We start from the raw sequence: 15,330 nt of genomic DNA, 5'->3' as shown, positions 1-15,330 counted from the left end.
AGGTCAGCTCAGCAACATGACCGTAGAGCTGGCACGGGCACATACCTCCCCGTCGGCGTCCCGCACCTCCCCCTCGAGGTAGGCCGTGCTGCGCCCGAGCCGGATGACGCGAGCCTCGGCGATCACCGTGGCGGTGCCGTCCTCGCCGGGCACGACCGGGCGGAGGTAGTGGACGACCAGGTCCGTGGTCGCGAAACGCGCCTCGCCGCCCAGGAGCGAGAGCACCGCATATCCCATGGCCTCGTCCACGTAGACCGCGAACATGCCACCTTGGAGCGTCCCCCGAGGGTTGCAGAAGCGCGGTTCCACCACGTAGCGAATCCGGGCCAAGCCTTCCCGGGTCACCAGGACGTCACCGCCGAACTCTCCCAGCGTGGAGGAGCAGACCGCCGCCTGCCCCGCGCCTGGAGCCGAAGCCGGCCTCGCCCGGCGCGGGCGATCGGGCGCGGCGGAAGAGCACGTATCCCCCTCGCCGCGGAGAGCGTCCTCTGGCCCGGGGGCCGCGTCGTCGGAGCCTGCCACGTCAACTCGCCTCGCCCTGACGCTCGCCCGCCGCGGTCCTGGCGGCGTACTGCGCGCGCAGGCTGCGCCTGTCGATCTTGCCGGTGCCGGTACGCGGAAGCTCGGTGACGAACTCGTAGATCCTCGGGCGCTGGTAGTCGGAGAGCTCGCTCTCCCTCATGAACCGGTCCAGCTCTTCGCTCGTCAGCCCGGGCTGCCTGGGCACGACCACCGCCATCACCCGCTGGCCCCACACGGGATCGGGGATGCCGACCACCGCGCACTCCGCGACCTGCGGATGCGCCAGCAGCACGTCCTCCACCCGCGCCGGGAAGATGTTGATCCCGCCCGAGATGATCATGTCGTCGATCCGGCCTTCCAGATAGAGATAGCCTTCCTGATCCAGGTGGCCCATGTCGCCCGAATGCCACCACGGCCCCGGCTCTTCAAAGATCCGCCGCGCGGCGGCGGGGTCGTCCCAGACGTGGGCCGCGACGGAAGGCCCGCGGATGATCACCTCGCCGGACTCCCCCGGCGGCAGTTCGTCCGCGGCCGTACCGCCCGGCCGGATCACACGGATGTCCGCGTTGAGCAGGGGCTTTCCGACGCTCGTCAGGCGCTCCTCGCCCATGTCTTCCTCGAAGAGGATCGTTCCACCCGAGCACGACCCCGTCTCCGTCGTACCGTAGATGTTAATCACGTGCGGGGTGACCCGTTCCCGAATCCGGCGCAGCGTGGTCGGATCCATGATTTCGCCGGCGAATCCGGCCATCTTCACCGAGCTCAGGTCGCGTCCCTCGATGCCTTCCTTGAAGAGCATCCGCCACATGGTCGGGACGAGAAAGGCGTGAGTCACCCGCTCCCGTTCCACCATCTCGATGAACTTCCTCGGATCCCACTTGGGAAGGAAGACATTTTTGGCGCCCACGTTGAAGAAGGGCAGGCTCAGGTTGTACCAGCCGATGAACGACGTGCTCATCGAGTTCAGGATCGAATCGCTCGGCTTGATCCCGTTCCAGAAGTATACACCGCCACGCGCGCTCTCCATGAAGGTGCGGTTCGTGTGGATGATCCCTTTGGGCACCCCGGTCGTCCCGGAAGACAGGACGATCGCCACCGGGTCCTGTTCGTAGACGGGCATCGGCTCGAAGTCCGCGGAAGCGCCGGCGAGATCGCGGGGAATCTCGGCCTCCGGTGCGAGGAGGGAGCGCTCCGGTCCTGGCGCCGTCGACGTGGCGCGGAGAATCCCTCGGACCGGGCTGCCAAGCTGGAGCAGACGGGCGACGGCTTCCTCCAGTGCGGCATCGTAGACCAGGACGGTCGGTACCAGCCGACGGACCACCCTGGCCAGCGTCTCCGCCGACTCCCGCACATGGAGCGCCACCGGGAGCGCGCCCAGTTCGAAGGCGCCGAAGAGGGCCACGGTGTGGATCGCACTCGGATACAGCATCAAAGCGATGCGGTCGCCTTTGCGCGCACCCAGACGGTGGTAGAGGTTGGCGCATCGCCGTGCGGCGTCGAGCAGGTCGGCGTACGTATAGCGGCTGCCTTCGTCTACGGCGGCCTCGTGCTTGGGGAACCAACGACCGGCACGGTGAAGCATCTCGCGCACAGTGACCTGGTCGGAGTCTCGCATTTCTCCCGGAACCCCTTTCGCCCTCGCGGCTCTAGTAGGAGCGGGGCAGGCCCAGATCGTGCTGCGCGACAAAGTTCAGCGTCATCTCATCCGTCACGGGGGCGATACGATTGAGGCGAAGGTTGCGCCAATGGCGCTCGAGCCCATAGTCGCGGATATAACCGGACCCGCCCAGCGTCTGAATCGCACAATCCGCAGCTTCCAGCGCGGCGTGGGCCGCTTCGTACTTGGCCATCGCGGCAGCGAGACCGCACTCCGGCGACCTCCGGTCATAGAGCCAGGCCGCCTCGTACACCTTGAGACGGGCGGCCGCCAAACGCATGCGCGCCTTCGCGAGCGGAAATTGAATACCCTGATAGGAGCCGACGGGTCGGTCGCCCCAGACCTTGCGCTCTTTGGCAAAGTCGACCGCCTTGCGCAATGCCAGCATCCCGGTCCCCACCGCCACCGCAGCCAGGACGATCCGCTCGGGATTCAGCACGTCGTAGAGGGGTCCCCACGCCTCTCCCAGCGGCCCGACCAGGTTGTCATCGGGGACCTCCACTCCGTCGATGAAAACCGCGTTGGTATCCATGAAGTGTGACCCGAGCTTCTTGAACGGGCGGAACTCGATATGCGGGTCGGGGAGATCGGCGATGAACAGCGAGAGCCCGTGTGTCCTCTGAGAAGCCTCTCGCGGCGAGGTGCGTGCCAGGATCACCACATGGTTGGCCACCGCCATCTGCGAGATGAAGATCTTGCTCCCGGTGACCCGGTAGCGGCCGTCCGGCCGGCGCTCCGCGACCGTGCCGATGTTGGAGACGTTCGAACCCGCGTCCGGCTCGGTGAAGGCTCCGGCCCAGACTTCCCCGCGTACCAGGCCGGGCAGGTAGCGCTCTCGCTGCCCCGCGCTTCCGTGGCGCGTGAGAAGGAAGCCGCCGAATACGGGCCCGTTGACGAACAGCCCTCCGCCATCCATGCCGGCGCCGTGCTCGGCCAGCGCCTCCGCGAGGACGGCCACCTCCAGGAGCCCCATCCCGGAGCCGCCGTACTCCTGCGGCACCGCTACCCCGAGGAGCTCCTGGGCCGCCAGCAGATCCCAGAACTCGCGCGGAAAACGGCTCTCCTCGTCGATCCGCTGCCAATAGTCGTCGCCGAAGCGGCCCGCCACCTGGGCGGCCACTTCGCGCAGCATGCGCTGGTCCGACGTATAGGCGAAATCCATGGCGCGCCCTCATCCCTCTCCTTCGCCCTCGCCCTCGCCCAACGCATAGGACTCGAGGCCCGGGCGGAACCTGCGCTCGCGGAACTGGGTGAGGGCCTGACGAACCCAGGCATGGCGCGAACGATACGAAAGCTCTTGCAGCTTGGCCATCTCCCACTCGACGCTCTCGGGGAAATCCATGAAAATCGCCCGTTCGTACACCTCCTTCGTCGCCCGCAGCGTATGGATGTTTTTGTTGACCAACATGTCGGAGACCCGTCGGGTCTCGGCGGCCAGTTGCGAAGCGGGAACGGCCCGGTTCACCAGTCCCAACTCGGCGGCCTGCCTGCCGTTGAAGGTCTCGCCCGTGAGCGAGTAGTACAGCGCCTGCTTGCGATTCAAGTTGTGGGCGGCCGCCCACATGGTTCCGCCACCGGGGAAGATCCCGAAATTGATCTCCGACAGGCCGAAGACAGCCTCCTCGGCGGCGATCGCCAGATCGCAGATCCCGACCAGCTCGACGCCGCCGCCGAAGCACCAGCCGTTCACGCTGGCCAGCGTGACGGCCGGGAACGCCTTCAGCCGCCGGAACCAGGTCAAGGCGATATCGTTCACCCGGGTGAACTCGTCCGGATCATCAAAGGGTTCCAGGAAGCATTTCTCGAGATCCATGCCTCCGCAGAAGCTGTCTCCCACGCCCGTCACCACGACAACTTTGACACCGTCCTGTTCCTCGATCGCGGTCAACGCGTCGTTCATATCCTGATGGAGCTGCGGGCTCATGGCGTTCTTTTTCTCAGGCCTGTTCAGCTGCACCGTCGCGACCGCTCCGTCGATCACCAGGTTGACGCATTCGAACCGTTTCTCCACCTCTGTCCCCCCTCCCGATCCGACGCCAGGGCCCCCGCCCCCGCGGGCCGCCCTGAGCGTCCCGACGGATCGGCTCAGCGCGAAGGCGCGCCGAGCGCTCTCAGACACAACCGGGCCACCTCGTCGGCCACCTGCTGCGCCGACAGCGGCCCACTCTCCCTGTACCAGCGGTACGTCCAGTTGCACATGCCGAGGACGTAGAGTGCAGCCCGATCCGGCTCTACGGTGTCGAACACCCCCTCTTCCACTCCCTGCCGGATGATCTGGACGAAGATGCCGCGCAACGCGCGACCGATCCCCAGAATCTCCTCAGCGGCCTCGTCCGGCAGGTCGTATCGATCTTCGAAGAAAATCCTGCCTGCATCCCGGTTGGCCAGGAGCATGGTCACGTGCCTTTCGACGACGAGTCGCAGCTTGCTGTCGGCTGGCTCCGTACGCCGTGCGATCTCCTGCAACTCTCCATGAAGAGGCAGGAGCAGTCTCCGTACGATTTCGACCAGAAGCTCAGCCTTGCGGGGGATGTGGTAGTAAATCGCTCCTTTCCGCACACCGATCTCGGCCGCGATGTCGTCCAGGCTGGTGTTGGCATATCCCCTCTCGCTGAAGAGGCGTGCCGCAACCCCTACGATCTCGTCCCGCTGCAGGCCCTTGCTGATCCCAGGCGCCTCCTCTCCTGCAGGCGTGCAGGCCGGTCTGGTATTTGGCTGGTCGGCCAGTCAGAAGCCCATGTTCTCCGTGGTTTCGCCGCTTCCTGCTTGTCTTACTTGCTATTTCCTTCCTTTGGCCGTCCCGATGCCCGGGGCAGAGTTGCAGGAATGGAAGGCCGCCCGGACGACCCGTACTCCTGCCGCGGTCCCCGCGCCGGCCACCCGGTCCGGCCCCTTGACCCTGGAGCGTACTCTAGGGTTTAAGACGGGCTTGCACCGGAAAGGCAGAGGGGATGACGAGCACGTCCGAGCGTGCGAACACCGGCAACCGCCGTTTCCGTCTCCAGATCTCCGGCATGACCTGCCCCAGCTGCGAGCTCCATGTCGCAGAGGCGCTGCGGGAGGCGGGCGCCGCGCAGGTCGCCGCCGACTTCCGCCGCGGGGAGGCGGTCTTCCTGTTTGCCGGCGAGCCCGATCCGGAACGCCTCCGTGCGGCGGTGGAGGGCGCCGGGTATCATGCGGGCCCGCTCGCGCCGCTGGCCGAACCGGCCGAGAGGGGAGGCCGTGACGAGCCCGGCGAGCGGGGCGAGCGGGACGAACCGAACCGGCGGCCCGGGCGCCCGGGGAAGGGTGACCGCTACGACCTGGTCGTCCTCGGCTCGGGGGGCGCCGCCTTCGCCGCGGCGATCCGCGCCAGCGAGGCGGGGGCTCGGGTGGCCATGGTCGAGCGCGGGACCGTGGGCGGCACCTGCGTCAACGTGGGCTGCGTCCCGTCGAAGGCGCTCCTGCGCGCGGCCGAGGTCTACCACCTGGCCGCTCACCCGCCCTTCGCCGGGCTCCGGACGCGGGCCGAGGGGGTCGACGTCGGCGCCCTGGTCGCCGGGAAGGACGCGCTGGTGAGCCGGATGCGCCGGGAGAAGTACACCGACCTGATCGAGGCGTACGGCTGGGAGCTGGTGGCGGGCGAGGCTTCCTTCCGCGACGGGGAGCGCGTGGTCGTGCGCGGGCCGGAGGGCGAGCGGGTGCTGGAGGCCGACCGCTTCCTGGTGGCCACGGGCGCGCGGCCGGCGGTGCCGCCGGTGCCCGGGTTGGAGGAAGCGGGTTTCCTCACCAGCACGGAGGTGCTGGCGCTCGACCGCCTCCCGCGGAGTGTGGTCGTCCTCGGCGCGGGCTACGTGGCGCTGGAGCTCGGCCAGCTCCTCCGCCGCCTCGGCGCCGAGGTGACGCTGATGCAGCGGGGGCCGCGCCTCCTCCGCGACCAGGAGCCCGAGATCGGCGAGGCGCTCCGCCGGGTGCTGGAGGGCGAGGGGATCCGCGTTCGGACCGGGGTCCAGCCGGTGCGGGTGGAGCGGACGGGGGCCGGCCGGCTCGTCCGCTACCGGCCTGCCGGCACCGGCCCCGCGGCCGAGGGCGCGGTGGAGGCGGAGGAAGTCCTGGTGGCCACGGGTCGCCTCCCCCACACCGAGCCCCTGGCGCTCGCCCGGGCGGGCGTGGCGCTCGGCCCGCGCGGCGGCGTGCAGGTGGACGGAGGCCTCCGCAGCTCCAACCCGGCGATCTATGCGGCGGGCGACGTCACCGGCGGCCCCCAGTACGTCTACGTGGCCGCCCACGAGGGGAGGCTCGCGGCCGAGAACGCGCTCGGCCTCGCCCACCGGGAGGTGGACCTCTCCGTCCTGCCCTCGGTCATCTTCACCGACCCCTCGGTGGCCAGCGTCGGCCTGACCGAGGCGGCCGCGCGGCAGGCCGGCTACGACGTGCGCACCGCCGTCCTGCCCCTGGAGGCGATCCCGCGCGCGCTCGTCAACCGGGCCACGACCGGCCTCTACAAGCTGGTGGCGGACGCCTCCAGCGGCCGGCTCCTGGGCGCCCACCTGCTGGCGGAGGAAGCCGGCGAGGTGATCTACGCGGCCTCGCTGGCGGTCCGCTTCGGCCTGACGGTCGCCGACCTGACCGACGGCCTCGCGCCCTACCTGACCATGGCGGAGGGGCTCCGCCTCGCCGCCCTTGCCTTCGACAAGGAAGTGAACCTGCTCTCCTGCTGCGCGGGATGAGGCCGGCGGTGCGGCCGGGGGCGCCCGGCGCGCCGGCGCCGCACGGCGCTCACCGGCCGGGCGGCGAGGCGAGGTAGACGCAGACGTCGCGCTCGTCGCAGCGCGGGTCGGGGTGCGCCTCGGCCCAGTCGAGGCGCGAGCGGAGCTCGGCACGCAGCTTCTCCAGCTCGGCGATGCGGGCCTCGACCTCGGCGAGCCGCTTCGCGAGCAGTTCCCGCACGTGGCGGCAGGGCGGTCGACCCCCCGCGCGGATCTCCAGGATCCCCCGGATCTCCTCCAGGCGGAGGCCGAGCTCCTGGGCGCGCCGGATGAAGCGGAGGCGGTCCAGCGCTTCCTCGTCGTAGAGGCGGTAGCCGGCCTCGGTGCGCGCACGCGGATGGATCAGCCCGAGGTCCTCGTAGTAGCGGAGCCCGTCGGCGGTCATGCCGGCGCGCTCCGCCAGTTGCCCGATGCGCATCATCATGCTGTGCTGCCGACCCCCTCTCCCGGGCGCCGGGCTCGCGGCCACGGGACGGCCCCCGCGCCGAACCAGCTCGCCGGTCCGTTCACGGCTGGCCCGTCGTCCTGCCCGGGGCACGCAGCGCCTCGCCGATGGAGGACAGGCCGCGCATCGACCGTCCCCTGTGGACGTGCCTGCCCTTTCCCCTCCCCCGCCTCGCGGGCGGCGGCGTCGCTCAGCGCGGTCCCATGCGCAGCGCCCCGTCCAGCCGGATCACCTCGCCGTTGAGCATCGGGTTCTCGAGGATGTGGCGGGCGAGCAGGGCGTACTCCCGCGGCCGGCCGAGGCGGGAGGGGAAGGGCACCTGCTCCTCCAGCGACCGGCGCGCGGCCTCCGGCAAACCGGCCATCATCGGCGTGTCGAAGACGCCCGGGGCGATGGCCACCACCCGGATGCCGTAGCGGGCCAGCTCCCGGGCCACGGGCAGCGTCATGGCGGCGACGCCGCCCTTGGAGGCGGCGTAGGCGGACTGGCCGATCTGCCCGTCGAAGGCCGCCACCGAGGAAGTGTGGACGATGACGCCGCGCTCCCCCTCCGCGTCGGGCTCGTTCCCGGCCATCACCGCCGCCGCCAGGCGGATCACGTTGAAGGTGCCCACCAGGTTGACCTCGACCACCCGCCGGAAACGCTCCAGGTCATGCGGTCCCTCGCGCCCGAGCACCTTCTCGGCGATGGCGACGCCGGCGCAGTGGACCACGCCCCGCAAGCCGCCCCCGCCCCCGGGCTCCGCCGCCGCCTCCACCGCCCGCTGGACGCTCGCCGGGTCGGTGACGTCCGTCCGGACGAAGCGGGCCTGGGGCCCGATCTTCCTCGCCTCGGCCTCCCCCGTCTCGGCGTTGACGTCGGCGAGGAACACCGTAGCCCCGGACTCCGCCAGCAGCTCCGCCGTGGCGGCGCCGAGGCCCGACCCGCCGCCCGTCACCAGGATGGTGGCACCCTGCAGCTCCATCGCCCTGCCCCCCATTCGGCGCTCCGCTTCCCGCCCGCCCTCGCAGGCGGGTTCAGATCCGTTCCACGACGGTGGCGGTGGCCATGCCGTGGCCGATGCACATCACCTGCAGGCCCAGCTGCCCGCCGGTGGCCTCCAGGCCCGCCAGCATCTTGGCCATCAGGCCGGCGCCGGTGGCGCCCAGCGGGTGACCGTGGGCGATGGCGCCGCCCCAGGGGTTCACCCTGCTCATGTCGGGCTCGAGCTCCCGCGCCCAGGCCAGCACCACCGTGGCGAAGGCCTCGTTGATCTCGATCCAGTCCAGGTCCCGGATCCCGAGGCCCGCCCGCTCCAGGGCCTTGCGGGTGGCCGGGATGACGCCGGTCAGCTGCATGGTGGGGTCGTCGCCCACCGCCACCCGCGCCAGGAAGCGCGCCCGCGGCCGGAGGCCCTCCGCCAGGGCGGACTCCCGGTCGGCGACCAGGACCGCCGAGGCGCCGTCCGAGATCTGGCTCGAGTTCCCCGCCGTGACGATGCCGGAGCCCTGCGGGCGGAAGGCGGGCGCCAGGGCGGCCATGCGCTCCAGGTCCACCGCGTCGCGGATACCCTCATCCCGGCTGACGGTGACAGGTCGCCCTTCGGGATCCAGCCCCTCCACGGGAAGGAGCTCACGGTTGCGGCCCTCGCGCGCCGCGGCGCCGGCACGCCGGTGGCTCTCCGCCGAGAACTCGTCCGCCTCCCGCCGGCTGATGCCCCACCTCTCCGCGATCCGCTCGGCGCTCTCCCCCTGGTGGACGATCTCGTAGCGCTCCCGGAGCTCCGGGTTGAGCTTCTCGAACCCCCCTGTCTCCGCCGGTCCCGGACCTCTCACCGCGGCGTCAGGAGCGGCGAGGTGGCCCCGACGAAGCGTTGGCCACTTCTGCGCCGGGCCATCTCCTCCAGCTCCCCGATCTCACCCCATTGCAGGGCGCCGGTGGTGCAGGCCTCGACGCAGGCGGGCTCCAACCCTTCGGCCAGGCGGTCGCTGCAGAGGTCGCACTTCTGCATCAGCCCGTCCGACCCGAACTGGGGTGCGCCGAACGGGCAGGCCCAGGAGCAGTACCGGCACCCGATGCAGCGCTGGGTCGCCACGCGGACGATCCCCGTCTCCGGGTCCTTGGAGATGGCCCCCGTCGGGCAGGCCTGCATGCACTCGGGATGCCCGCAGTGCAGGCAGCTGAGGGACATGTAGGCCACGGCGCCGTCCGTCTCGAGCTCCAGCACCTGGCGCCAGCGGGGCCCGGTGCTGCCCGGGCGGGCTTCCGCACGCGGCTCGAGATGGTGCTCGGCCTTGCAGGCGACCTCGCAGGCCTGGCAGCCCGTGCACCGCGTCACGTCGAAATAGAAGCCGAGCTGCATCATCCTCGCCCCCCGTGCGCGCCGCGTCCCGGCTGCGACGGCGCGGCCTCCGCCTTGCGGATGCGCCCCATGCACGTCATGTAGTTGGCCTGGCTGGAGATCGGGTCGACGGCGTCCGCGATGCCGAGCTCGTTGTAATTGGCCGACGCCCAGCCGCCGGGCACGTACACCTGGCCGGGGCGGAGTTTCCGGGTGACCTCCACGCGCATGCGGATCGAGCCGCGCGGGCTCTCGATCACCGCTTCGTCGCCGTCGCTCAGCCCGTACGCCTCCGCCGTCTCCGGATGGATCAGGGCGCGCGGCTCGGGGCGCAGCTCCCGCAGCCAGGGAATCTCCCGCAGCTGGCAGTGGACGAACATGGGGCCGGCGCGGCCGGTGAAGAGGACCAGAGGGTACTCCGCGGCCACGGCGGTGCGGGGGCTCTCCGCGCTCTCCTCCCAGTTGGGCAGCGCATCGAAGCCGTGTTCGGCCAGGAGCTCCGAGACGATGTGCACGCGGCCGTCCGGGGTGGGGAGCGGCCGCCCCTCGTAGAGCTCGGCCGACAGGCGCGTGGGCCCGAAGGGGATGCCCTCCGGGGCTTCCTCGAGCTTCTGCAGGGTGATGCCGGAGGGCTTGAGGAGCTCGTCGATGTACCAGCCGATGTCGTCGGTGGGGAAGGCTTCCTCCAAGCCCAGCTTCCGGCCGAGCGCGACGAGGATCTCCGCGTCCGAGCGGGCCTCGCCGACCTGCACGACCTTTCGCCGCAGGCGGACGATCGGGAGGCCGTAGTCCCAGCGGAACCACTCGGGTTCGGTGCGCTCGAGGTAGCTGGCGGCCGGCAGCACCCAGTCCGCGACGGCGGCCGTCTCGGAGAGGCGCAGGTCGATGACGACGAGGAGGTCCAGCTTCTCGAGCGTCCGCAGGACGTCGGCCGGCTGCGGCAGCATGACCAGCGGGTTGCCCGCCTGCATGACCAGGGCGCGCACCTTCCCCTCGTCGATCCAGCGCAGGACGTCGGGGGTGGGGAGAAGCCCCTGGCCCATGAACAGGAAGGGGAACTGGACATCCGGCGGCACGTACTCCGGGACGCCGAAGGCCAGGACCGGCTCGGCGCCCTCGTCGGGCCGCCCCGTCACCCGGCTGTTCAGGTAGAACTCCCGCGCGCGCGGCGGGCCGAGCGGCACCTGGAAGTCACAGCCCTCCCGGTTCAGGTGGCCCGTGATCGCCCGCAGGATGGCGATGGCCCGGCTGGTCTGGAAGACGTTGGTCCGGCCTTCCAGGCCGTGGCCCGTGAGGATGCAGGCCTGCGGCGTCGTCGCGTACTCGCGGGCCAGCGAGCGGATCCGGTCCGCGGGGATGCCCGTGACGGTCGCCGCCCACGCGGGCGTGTAGGCGACGCCCAGGCGGTTCTCGCCCTGGAGGTGCGCCCTCAGCTGCCGGAGGCCCGGGTCGTTCGTCCAGCGCTCCACAAACTCGCGGTCCCAGAGGTTCTCCTCGACCACCACGTGGAGCATGGCCAGGGCCAGCGCCAGGTCCGTGCCCGGCTCGATGGGGAGCCACTCGTCCGCCCTGGCCGAGGCGTGGAAGTGGAGCGGGTCGATGGCGACGATGCGCGCTCCGCGTTCTCTCGCCTCGAAGAGGAGATGCTGCGTGGGCGCGGAGGAGAACGTGGGCTGCCGCCCCCAGATCAGGATCAGGCGCGTGCGGGGGTAGTCGGCCACCATCGGCAGGCCACCGTACGTGATGCCCTCCGCCACCGCGCGGGGGACGAAGCATTCGCTCGCCCCCAGGCCGGGCTCGGTCCCGAAGGCGTGAGCCAGTCGCTGGAGCAGATCGTAAGGGAAGCCCCAGCCGGCGGCCTGACCTCGCCCGAAGACCACCGCCCGGGGACCGTGCTCCTCCCGGATGCGGAGGAGCGCGCCGGCGATCTCCTCCAGGGCCTCGTCCCAACTCGTCTCCGCCCACTTCCCGCTTCCCCGCGGTCCGCTCCGCCGCACCGGCCGCAACAGGCGAGCGGGCGACTCGACGTACTGGGCGCCGGCCAGCCCCTTGGCGCACAGGCTGCCGGCCGTCCTCGGGTCGCTCTTGACGCCGCGGATGCGGACGATCCGGCCGTCCCGGACCGTCACCTCCATGGAGCAGGCGTTGTGGCACCGCCCGCAGACCGTGCGCACCACCTCGACCGCACCGCCGGGCCTCTCCTTCTCCACGACAGCCACTGTCATCCCCCCTTGCTTCCTCAGTCGCGATCCAGTCCGCGGCAGAGCAGGCCGGCTCCGCGGGGATCGGCGGAGACGGCACGGCGGGAGAGCGGCGGGAGCGCCCGAGCCCTCACCGACTCCCGGAAATAGAAGTGCCAGCGGTCCACGGTGGCCGCGGCCGTGGCAGCGGCGGCGGCCAGCAGCAAGACCCAGGCGGCGCCCGGCATCCCCAGCCCGCCCAGGGCCAGCGCCGCCAGGCCGGCCAGCAGGGCGAAGAGATGACCGATCGCCACCTCCTGCCGCGGAACCCAACCCTGCCGCCGGCCGCGCTCCCACTGGAGCGCGAGGGTGGACAGGTAGAGCGCATAGGCGAAGACCGCAGCCGCGTGGGCCCGGCCACCTCCCGCCGCCAGGCCGGCGACCGCGGCCGCCAGCAGGGGCCCCACCCCCAGTCCGACCGTCAGGAAGCGCTCCAACGTCGGGCTCCGCCTCCAGGCCGGTCGCCCCAAGACCCGGTAACACCGGGCCTGGCTGTAGACCGCCGCTGCCGCCAGAGCGAGCGCGACCAGATCGGCGGCGACAACCACCGTAGACACCGCGGAGCCCCCGGAAGGAGCTTGTGGGGCGAGAGCCGCCAGCAGCAGACCGCCCGCGGCCGCGCTGGTGAGGAGGACCTCGCGGCTGAGCCAGGAGCGCCGCAGGTTGCAGAGCGCCAGGGGGCTTCGCCACGGCCGCGCCAGGTGGAGCACGGAGGCGAGGAGGCCGAAGGCCACCAGTCCGAGCGCCAGACCGATCAGGAGAGCCGAAGGGGCGGCGTGGTTCAGGACGGGGCGGCCGGTCGCGGTGGCGTCCGACCCTTGCATGAAGACCGCCACCGGCAGGAAGCCGAGCCCCAACTGGGTGGTCAGGGTGAAGAGCATGAGTGGCGCCTCGCGGGTCTCGGGCGATCCCGTGACCCATGTCCCGGCCATCGTGACCCCCCCGCTCGGAGTCGCTCGAACCCTCTGCTGAAATCCAACTGTATCTGCCGAGGTTGCGACAATCGGTGCCCAGCCCGATGCCGCATCGGCTCCCCACAGGACGCCGGGAACCCCGGGGTTCTTCGGAGAGGAGATGTCCGGACCGTCGCGGCTGGCCCGATGGCCGAGAGGAGCCCGCCCGGTGACCTGCGAACCCAGCTGCATCGACATGGAGGGCCCGCGCCATCCCGGCGTGGCGACAAGGAGGCATCCCGACCGTGAGCTTCCACTTCGAGAGGAATCCCTTCGACCTGAGCGGCCGCGCTGGTGACCGGGGGGTCGCGCGGCCTGGGGCTGGCCATCGCGCGCGGGCTGGCGGCGGCGGGGGCGCGGGTGCTGGTCAGCGCGCGGCGCCGGGAGTGGCTGGAGCCCGCGGTGGAGGAGGCGCGGCGGGAGGGGCTCGAGGTGGAGGGCTTCCTGGGGGACGTGAGCGACGCCGGGCAGGCGCGGGCGATGGTGGCGCGGGCGCTCGAGCGCTTCGGGCGCCTCGACGTCCTCGTCAACAACGCCGGCCGCTCCTGGGGCGCCCCGCTGGAGAGCATGCCGCCGGAGAAGTGGCGCGAGGTGCTGGAGGTCAACCTGACCGGGCCCTTCCTCCTCTGCCAGGCGGCGGCGGAGGCGCTGAAGGCCTCGGGCCGCGGGCGGGTGATCAACGTCGCCTCGGTGGCGGGGCTGGTGGGCGCCCCGGCCTCGGTGCTGGAGGCGAGCGGCTACACGGCCTCCAAGGGCGGGCTGATCGCGCTGACGCGCGACCTGGCGGTCAAGTGGGCGGCCTCGGGCGTGACGGTCAACGCCATCGCGCCGGGATTCATCCCGACGCGGCTGGCCGAGGGCAACATCGAGCTCCACCGCGAGGCGATCCTCCGCGCCATCCCCATGGGCCGGCTGGGGCGCGAGGAGGACGTGGTGGGCGCGGTCCTCTTCTTCGCCTCGGACGCGGCCGCCTACGTGACCGGCCAGGTGCTGGCCATCGACGGGGGGATGACGGCGCAGTAGGGGTGCGAGTCCTTCACCCCGCCTGCCCGCTTCCCGCTCCTGGCGGTCGTCCAGCGGGTCGCCCCGCCCCGGAGGGCGCCCGGTACCGGCGGGTGCGGCGGCCGCCCTCGGCCACCAGCCGTCCCTCGTCCACCAGGGCCTTGAGATCCCTCCAGGCCGTGGCCGGACGGACGCCGCACCGGGCCGCGAAGTCGGCCGCCGTCCAGACGACGCCCGCGGCCGCTTCCTGGAGCGCGATCCGCCGGCGCTCCTGGGCATCGAGGAGGCGGGGGCCGGGGTAGGAGGCCGGGAGCTCGGCGACGGCCGCGGGCGGCCCTCCGCCGGCGAGGCGCTCCGCGTGCGCGCTGGCGGCCAGCCAGCGGTAGGCGAAGTCCTCCGCCAGCGAGCGGCTCTCGGCAAACATCCAGGCGACACGGGGGTGCGACACCTGCAGGGCTGCCACGAGGTTGAGCAGCCAGCCGGGCCGGACGTTGGCCTCCTGGCCTACCTTCAGAAGATCGCTCAGGCGGCCTTCGACCACCAGGGCGCCGTGGGGCAGGCGATCGAGCTCCGCCAGGACCAGGTCCAGTTCGCCGCCGGTGGCGCTGCTGGCCAAGTCGGCCACGGTCTTGCGCTCGACCGCCGCGACACAGCGGCCGCCGTCCAGCACGGCATAGTCGCCGACCGGCAACTCCCGCCGCTCGGTCCGGACGCCGTAGCGGACGAAGCGCCACGGGTGGCGCTCGCGCGTGTCCACGGCCACCTCCAGGGCGCGTTCCAGCCCCCTGGCCTGGGGGATGCGGACGCCCGGCCGCGCCCCGCGCATGGACGTGCGGCTCCGCCAGAAGATCAAGGTGCGACCACGGCTCCGGGTCCAGACGAAGAGCGAACGCCGCGCCCGCCGCCGTTCGAGCACCAGGTGGACCGCGGCCCCGGCGCGCCAACAGCGTTCGACCGGGACCGTCTCCACCACCTGCGCGCCCTCCGGCCAGGAGTCCAGCGGGTAGCAGAACAGGTCCTTGCCGGACGGCCATGTGCCGCGCGTGGCCAGGACGACTTCGGCCTCGCCCTCCACCGGCAGCCGCAGCAGGAAGGGCAGGCGGCTCTGCGGGTCGGGATTGTGCGCGATGACGAACAAATCCGCCACGGGAGCTGCTCCTCCAGGCAGACGATTCGGCCATGGATCGATCCGTCTCCGGGAAAGGCGCCGTGGGGAGCCCGGGGCAGAAGCATGCCGCCGGGCGGTGCCCAACATGGGGAGGCGACTCTGAGAGAACAGGGTCTGTGCCCTATGACCGCGCGGCGGGCCTTTCATCCCCTTCGGCCCGCTCTTCGTCCCGGGATCACCGGCCCGGCGGCACCTCTGGAATTCAACGTCCCGCCCATCTTCCCTGCCGATCCTGCCGGCCACCGCAAGCCCCCGCCACGCCCGATCCACCTGCC

13 protein-coding genes and 1 pseudogene are annotated in these 15,330 nt (G+C 71.6%); 2 read left to right on the top strand and 12 right to left on the bottom strand.

Annotation, left to right across the window (positions count from 1 at the left end; all coding sequences use genetic code 11):
- Positions 1-3: 3 nt before the first annotated feature.
- From QJR14_06435 to QJR14_06415, 5 genes are all read right to left on the bottom strand, one after another.
- The gene (locus QJR14_06435) at positions 4-345 is read right to left on the bottom strand and encodes a PaaI family thioesterase (GenBank protein MDI3317235.1); all 342 of its coding nucleotides are present in this window, start codon (positions 343-345) and stop codon (positions 4-6) included.
- 178 nt (positions 346-523) lie between these two features.
- Entirely contained in the window at positions 524-2,209 is a 1,686-nt protein-coding gene (locus tag QJR14_06430) for a class I adenylate-forming enzyme family protein (protein ID MDI3317234.1), read from the bottom strand.
- Complete coding sequence (locus QJR14_06425; GenBank protein ID MDI3317233.1) at positions 2,169-3,341, bottom strand: acyl-CoA dehydrogenase family protein; 1,173 nt, start codon at positions 3,339-3,341, stop codon at positions 2,169-2,171. Before QJR14_06425 ends, QJR14_06430 begins: the two co-directional genes overlap by 41 nt.
- 9 nt (positions 3,342-3,350) lie before the next feature.
- Positions 3,351-4,190 (bottom strand): p-hydroxycinnamoyl CoA hydratase/lyase, encoded by an 840-nt coding sequence (locus QJR14_06420; protein MDI3317232.1) that lies wholly within the window; start codon positions 4,188-4,190, stop codon positions 3,351-3,353.
- A gap of 74 nt (positions 4,191-4,264) precedes the next feature.
- Positions 4,265-4,645 carry a hypothetical protein gene (locus QJR14_06415; protein MDI3317231.1) on the bottom strand — a complete coding sequence of 127 codons (381 nt, stop codon included), beginning with the start codon at positions 4,643-4,645 and terminating at the stop codon, positions 4,265-4,267.
- A gap of 485 nt (positions 4,646-5,130) precedes the next feature.
- On the opposite strand from QJR14_06415, the gene merA reads away from it, so the two are divergent.
- Complete coding sequence (merA, locus tag QJR14_06410) at positions 5,131-6,888, top strand: mercury(II) reductase (protein MDI3317230.1); 1,758 nt, start codon at positions 5,131-5,133, stop codon at positions 6,886-6,888.
- A 49-nt stretch (positions 6,889-6,937) separates the two neighbouring features.
- On the opposite strand, the gene QJR14_06405 is transcribed toward merA, so the two are convergent.
- The 6 genes and pseudogenes from QJR14_06405 to QJR14_06380 all read right to left on the bottom strand — a co-directional run bounded on the left by QJR14_06405 (position 6,938) and on the right by QJR14_06380 (position 12,864).
- A complete protein-coding gene (locus QJR14_06405; GenBank protein MDI3317229.1) occupies positions 6,938-7,351 on the bottom strand; it encodes a heavy metal-responsive transcriptional regulator in 414 nt (137 codons plus the stop codon).
- Positions 7,352-7,562: 211 nt separating this feature from the next.
- On the bottom strand, positions 7,563-8,336 hold the full coding sequence (locus QJR14_06400) for a 3-hydroxyacyl-CoA dehydrogenase (GenBank protein MDI3317228.1): 774 nt from the start codon (positions 8,334-8,336) through the stop codon (positions 7,563-7,565).
- A 52-nt stretch (positions 8,337-8,388) separates the two neighbouring features.
- Positions 8,389-9,156 (bottom strand): annotated as a pseudogene (locus tag QJR14_06395) (thiolase family protein).
- A gap of 26 nt (positions 9,157-9,182) precedes the next feature.
- Positions 9,183-9,713, bottom strand: coding sequence for a 4Fe-4S dicluster domain-containing protein (locus QJR14_06390; protein ID MDI3317227.1), 531 nt, complete (start codon positions 9,711-9,713; stop codon positions 9,183-9,185).
- Positions 9,713-11,917, bottom strand: coding sequence for a molybdopterin-dependent oxidoreductase (locus QJR14_06385; GenBank protein ID MDI3317226.1), 2,205 nt, complete (start codon positions 11,915-11,917; stop codon positions 9,713-9,715). The genes QJR14_06390 and QJR14_06385 overlap by 1 nt, the downstream gene beginning before the upstream one ends.
- 14 nt (positions 11,918-11,931) lie before the next feature.
- Positions 11,932-12,864 carry a dimethyl sulfoxide reductase anchor subunit gene (locus QJR14_06380; protein MDI3317225.1) on the bottom strand — a complete coding sequence of 311 codons (933 nt, stop codon included), beginning with the start codon at positions 12,862-12,864 and terminating at the stop codon, positions 11,932-11,934.
- Between the two features lie 315 nt (positions 12,865-13,179).
- Between QJR14_06380 and fabG the strand changes: the two genes are divergently transcribed.
- A complete protein-coding gene (gene fabG / locus QJR14_06375; protein ID MDI3317224.1) occupies positions 13,180-13,908 on the top strand; it encodes a 3-oxoacyl-ACP reductase FabG in 729 nt (242 codons plus the stop codon).
- A gap of 13 nt (positions 13,909-13,921) precedes the next feature.
- Here the strand turns inward: fabG and QJR14_06370 are convergent, their stop codons facing one another.
- The gene (locus tag QJR14_06370; protein MDI3317223.1) at positions 13,922-15,034 is read right to left on the bottom strand and encodes an ERCC4 domain-containing protein; all 1,113 of its coding nucleotides are present in this window, start codon (positions 15,032-15,034) and stop codon (positions 13,922-13,924) included.
- Positions 15,035-15,330 lie beyond the last annotated feature (296 nt).

It is taken from the genome of Bacillota bacterium, from assembly GCA_029961055.1.
Classification (GTDB): domain Bacteria; phylum Bacillota; class Sulfobacillia; order JAIMAT01; family JAIMAT01; genus JAIMAT01.
The sequence above is the reverse complement of the archived record's forward strand: the minus strand, read 5'-3'. Positions and strand labels throughout refer to the sequence as shown.

Excerpts from the sequence above, each read along its gene's own strand:
- QJR14_06425 (MDI3317233.1), bottom strand. The coding sequence starts at position 3,341 with ATGGATTTCGCCTATACGTCGGACCAGCGCATGCTGCGCGAAGTGGCC.
- merA (MDI3317230.1), top strand. The coding sequence starts at position 5,131 with ATGACGAGCACGTCCGAGCGTGCGAACACCGGCAACCGCCGTTTCCGT.
- QJR14_06405 (MDI3317229.1), bottom strand. The coding sequence starts at position 7,351 with ATGATGATGCGCATCGGGCAACTGGCGGAGCGCGCCGGCATGACCGCC.
- QJR14_06400 (MDI3317228.1), bottom strand. The coding sequence starts at position 8,336 with ATGGAGCTGCAGGGTGCCACCATCCTGGTGACGGGCGGCGGGTCGGGC.
- QJR14_06390 (MDI3317227.1), bottom strand. The coding sequence starts at position 9,713 with ATGCAGCTCGGCTTCTATTTCGACGTGACGCGGTGCACGGGCTGCCAG.
- QJR14_06385 (MDI3317226.1), bottom strand. The coding sequence starts at position 11,917 with ATGACAGTGGCTGTCGTGGAGAAGGAGAGGCCCGGCGGTGCGGTCGAG.
- QJR14_06380 (MDI3317225.1), bottom strand. The coding sequence starts at position 12,864 with ATGGCCGGGACATGGGTCACGGGATCGCCCGAGACCCGCGAGGCGCCA.